At 73.6% G+C, this 4,754-nt stretch carries 5 protein-coding genes; 3 read left to right on the forward strand and 2 right to left on the reverse strand.

The features are described from left to right. Positions 1–57: 57 nt before the first annotated feature. Positions 58–798, reverse strand: a complete 741-nt coding sequence (locus H5J29_RS21235) for a GntR family transcriptional regulator (protein ID WP_181782803.1) — start codon at positions 796–798, stop codon at positions 58–60. 155 nt (positions 799–953) lie between these two features. Here H5J29_RS21235 and H5J29_RS21240 point away from each other — a divergent pair, with 155 nt between their 5' ends. From H5J29_RS21240 to phnE, 3 genes are read left to right on the forward strand one after another with little or no spacing between them, the layout of a single operon-like run. Beyond that, positions 954–1,835, forward strand: coding sequence for a phosphate/phosphite/phosphonate ABC transporter substrate-binding protein (locus H5J29_RS21240; RefSeq protein ID WP_181782804.1), 882 nt, complete (start codon positions 954–956; stop codon positions 1,833–1,835). After that, a complete protein-coding gene (locus H5J29_RS21245; RefSeq protein ID WP_312858336.1) occupies positions 1,832–2,614 on the forward strand; it encodes a phosphonate ABC transporter ATP-binding protein in 783 nt (260 codons plus the stop codon). The genes H5J29_RS21240 and H5J29_RS21245 overlap by 4 nt, the downstream gene beginning before the upstream one ends. Next, positions 2,611–3,426 (forward strand): phosphonate ABC transporter, permease protein PhnE, encoded by an 816-nt coding sequence (phnE, locus tag H5J29_RS21250; RefSeq protein WP_181782805.1) that lies wholly within the window; start codon positions 2,611–2,613, stop codon positions 3,424–3,426. The genes H5J29_RS21245 and phnE overlap by 4 nt, the downstream gene beginning before the upstream one ends. A 150-nt stretch (positions 3,427–3,576) precedes the next feature. Here the strand turns inward: phnE and H5J29_RS21255 are convergent, their stop codons facing one another. Next, positions 3,577–4,584, reverse strand: coding sequence for a hypothetical protein (locus H5J29_RS21255; RefSeq protein ID WP_181782806.1), 1,008 nt, complete (start codon positions 4,582–4,584; stop codon positions 3,577–3,579). Positions 4,585–4,754: the final 170 nt, after the last annotated feature.

Here is a 4,754-nt window from a genome sequence, read left to right on the forward strand (position 1 = left end):
GCTCGGCCCCGGCGCACGATCCCCACGGGGAGCACCCCCTGATCGAGCCGCCCCACCTCACCCCTCCGGATGCCGGAGGACGAAGCGGGCGCGGTCGGCGCGGGCGCGGCGGTGGACGTAGGTGGCCGGGCGGCCGTCCTCGCCCCGGTTGAGGCCCTCCCGGACGAGCAGCGGGCTGCCGACCGGCACGTGCAGGTGGGTGGCGTCGTCCACCGTGGCGGCGGTGGCGGAGAAGGAGCGCCAGGCGTAGTGGAGCCGGCCGTGGACCCGTTCGAGACCGGCGAAGACGTTCCCCTCCGGCACGGCCTCCAGGTCGGCGCCGAGCGTGGCGGAGACCCAGTAGGAGGACAGGATCCAGGCCTCGCCGTTGGCCAGGGTCATGGTCCGGATCCGGTGCAGCGGACCCGCGGGATCGCCGAGCTGGGCCCGGGCCTCGGGATCCTCGTGCTCGTCCCGGCCGAGCACCGTCTCCCCGACCCTCCACCCGTTCGCGCTGAACGCGCCGGTGGTGCGCGCGACGGACGCCTCCACGGTGAGCGTGGCGACCTCGATGTCGATCGGGGGGACGGACTCGGCCACGAACGTGCCGACCCCCTGCCGCACGTGCAGCCGCCCACACCGCACCAGCTCCGAGATCGCCTGGCGCACGGTCAGCCGGTTGACCCCGAACTCCACACCGAGCTCCGCCTCCGACGGGAGCCGGTCTCCGGGCTGCCACCGCCCGGACGTCATCCGCTCGCCGAGGGCGTCGGACACCTGCCGGTAGAGGGGCACGCCCGTGGCGCGGGAGAGCTGCACGACAGCAGGCTAGACACCGCTGCCGGCGCGCGCCCCGTTCGACGACCGCCGTTCATCCCGCGGTCATCGATCTTCCACGAGCCGGTTAGACGTATAGATGACTGTCCTCCCGTCGGGTGAAGGCACCCGCGCCGTCGTCAGGAGGACCCATCGCCATGTCCCGCACCCGTCGAGCGCCGTTCCTGCTCGCGTTGGCCACCGCCGTCCTCGCCGCCGCGGGCTGCGCGACGCCCGCGTCGTCGGCGGACACGGCGGCCCCGGCCACGCTGAAGATGGGGCTGCCGCCGGGTGAGGCCGCTCCGGACCTGGTCGACCGGTTCCAGCCGGTGGCCGACCTGATCGCGAAGGGCGCGGGCAGGCCGGTCGAGGTCACCAAGACCAGCGACTACCTCGCGATCGTGGAGGCGATGCGCTCCGGGCTGCTCGACGTCGCCGTGTTCAGCCCCTTCCCGACCCCGCTGGCGGAGGAGGTCGCGAACGTGACGCCCCTCGTCGTGGCCAAGGGCACGCCCTACAACTCGGTGTTCGTGTGCCGCACCGACCGGGGCATCGAGTCCATCGAGGACATCCGCGGGAAGAAGGTCGCCTTCGTCGACCCGGGCTCGACCAGCGGCAACTACATCCCGAAGCTGCTGCTCAAGCGGGCGGGCATCGACCCGGAGACCGACGTCCAGGGCACCTACGCGGGCGGGCACGACAGCGCAGAGCTCGCCGTGAAGCAGGGCTCGGTCGACTGCGCCGCCGACGCCGGGATGATCTACCGACAGATGACGAGCAAGGGGATCATCGACCCGAACGTCCAGCGGATCGTCGCCGAGTCCGAGCCGCTGCCCGTGTCGATCGTGATCATCGCGCGGGACGGCCTCGACCCCGCGATCACCGACGGCATCGTCCGGTCCTTCACCACGGAGCCGAACCCGGAGGCCCTCGAGGTCGCCTCCGCCACGTCCTTCGCCGCCGCGCAGGAGTCGGACTTCGAGCTGTTCCGCGAGGCCGCGCGCGAGCTCGGTGTCGACCTCCAGACGGTCGGCACGTGAGCGCGACCGCCCTGCACGCCGCGGACACCAGCGCCCGGCTCACCGCCACCGCCCTGTCCTACCGCTACCCGGACGGCACCCAGGCGCTCGACGACGTCGGGCTGGCCGTGGCGCCGGGCGAGATCGTCGCCGTGCTCGGGCCGAGCGGTGCGGGCAAGTCCACGCTGATGCGCTGCCTCGCGGGCCTCCACTCCCCCACCTCGGGCACCGTGTGGCACGACGGCACCGACCTCGCCCGGCTGCGCGGTGTCGCCCGGCGCCGCGCGCTGGCCCGGTGCGGGCTGGTGTTCCAGGAGTTCGAGCTCGTCGGGCCCGCGACCGCCCTGTCCAACGTCCTCATCGGACGGCTGGTGCACCAGCCGCCGGTCGTCTCGCTGCTGCACCTGGTCCGGCGGGCCGACCGGGAGATCGCGGTAGGGGCGCTGCTCCGCGTCGGGCTCGAACCCCAGCTGCGCAAGCGCGCGGACACCCTCTCCGGCGGACAACGCCAGCGGGTCGCCATCGCCCGCGCGCTCGCGCAGCAGCCCGACGTCCTGCTGGCCGACGAGCCCGTCGCCAACCTCGACCCGCGCACCGCGGCCGCGGTCGTCGACCAGGTCGTCGCCCTCGCCAGGGAGGAGAACCTCGCCACCGTGCTCAACCTGCACGACACCGGTCTCGCCACCCGCATCGCCGACCGGATCGTCGGCCTGCGCGCCGGACGGCTCGCCTTCGACAAGCCGGTCGCCGAGGTCGACGCCGCCCTGCTCGCCGAGCTCTACGCCGGGGAGGAGCAGTGAGCGCACCGGCCCCGCCGCGCCCCGACGACCGCGTCTCCGCGCTCTCCGCGATCACGCGCCCGCGCTGGACGGCCGTCCTCGGCGTCGTCGCCGGGATCGCGCTGCTCGTGCTGTGCGCGAACGCGAGCCGGCTCTCCGTCGCGACGGTCGTCGCCGGGCTCCCGAACATCGCGGACTTCGTGGGGCGGATGTTCCCGCCGGACCTGTCGGTGCTCGGCACCGCGGTCGTGCTGATGGGCGAGACTCTCGCGATGGCGGTGACCGGCACGGTGATCGGGGTCGTGATCGCCGTCCCGACCGCGTTGCTGGCCAGCCGCACGGTGTTCCCCGAACGGTGGCTGCACTACCCCGTGCGCACGCTGGTCAACGTCGTGCGGGCGATCCCCGAGCTGATGCTGGCCCTGCTGTTCGTCTCCGCCGTCGGCCTCGGCGCGCTCGCGGGCACGCTGGCGATCACCATCGCGACGGCCGCCGGGATGGCGAGGCTGTTCGCGGACGTCTTCGAGTCCGCCGACCGCCGGGCCTGGGACGCCACCGCCGCCACCGGGGCGAGCCGGGCGCAGCGCATCACGTGGGTCCTGCTGCCGGAGAACCTCCCGACGCTGGCCAGCTACACCCTGCTCGTGCTCGACTCCAACGTCCGCGCCGCCTCCCTGCTCGGTCTGGTCGGCGCGGGCGGCATCGGGATCGAGCTCACCACCCGGCTCCGCCTGTTCGAGTACCAGCAGGTCCTCACGATCGTCCTCGTGGTTCTGGTGGTGGTGCTCGCCCTGGACCGGCTCGGCGCCCTGATCCGAAGGCGACTCGTATGACCGGAACCGCTCGCGAACCTCCGCGACGTCGGAGGCCTGCCCACCGACGACGGCCGCCGCACCCGCGCGGGCGTCCTCTACCCTCATGACCGAGTTCCCGGAGGCCGTCGCGACACCCGCCGAGGCGATCATCGGCTGCGCGGCCCGCGCTCAGCCGGGTACGTCGTCCTGCCCTTCCGGGGTGGGGCGCGGTCGGGCCACGACGATCTGGACGATGCCGACGAACAGGACGGCCACGGTCAGCAGCCGCTCGCCCAGGGGCAGCGGCCGGAAGTAGCCGTAGACCTGGGTGGCCACGGCGAACAGCTGGGCGCCGAGCGGCAGTGCGATCGCGGGCCACCCGGTGATCTCCCGCGACGGACGCGCCGACGCCGGCAGCCGGGTGGCGCCGAAGGCGAAGGCGAGCGCGCCCGCGCTCCAGAGGAAGTCGTAGGGACCGTCGTGGGCGACGACGTCGTCGACGGTGAGGCTGTAGGTGGCGTCGGCGAGGGTCATGAAGACCAGGCCGAGGCCCACCCACGGCCAGCTCCCACCCAGCCGCCAGGACAGCAGCGGCAGGCTGCCGACGAGCGCGCCGAGCAGGAGCACGTCCCCGAGCGGGTACGCGACCGTCACGATCTGACCGAGCAGGTCGATCGGGGCGTCGTCCAGCACCGGCTCGATGAGCAGCACCACGCCCGGGGTCGCCACGATCAGGACCAGGACGAAGCCGTCGAGCCAGCGGTGCCACGGGACGTCGAGCACCCGGGCCCGGACCATCAGCACCAGACCGGCCATGAACAGCGGGTACGTGGCCAGGTAGAGCGGGTCGGTGGGGTTCGGGGACGGCACGTCGCCGCCGCCCGCGTACAGCGCGCTCCAGGTGATCTCGGCGAGGCCGAACAACAGCAGCGCCGCGGCGAAGCACCACCAGGCCGCCCGGGACGGACCCGTGCGACGACGGCGCGCGCCCCGCGCGCAGATCGCGCTCGAGGCCAGGATGAGTCCGGCGTGGAGCCAGTCGTCGACGATCGGCAGGTCCGACGGGTGGTCGCCCGTGGTGAGCTGGTGGACCGCCTCCACGACCAGCCCGGTGAGCAGCAGCGCGGCGACGACCCACCGCGACACCGTCTCCCCGTCTCGTTCGCGCAGCCGCACCGACCGGCGTGTCTGCGACACAGGTCCGCCTCCGATACCCGAGGATCCGCGCACCGTCCTCGACCCGCAGAGGCAGCGCAGCCGCCGAGCGTCGGCGACAGGTGCAGGGCGACGGTACCGGAGCAGGTCAAGTGCGCCTCCCGTCCGGCGACCACACCGACCTGCCCTCGGCGACCGTCACGGCGGCTCAC

The sequence above is a fragment of the Pseudonocardia pini genome, from assembly GCF_013870575.1.
Taxonomy (GTDB): domain Bacteria; phylum Actinomycetota; class Actinomycetes; order Mycobacteriales; family Pseudonocardiaceae; genus Pseudonocardia; species Pseudonocardia pini.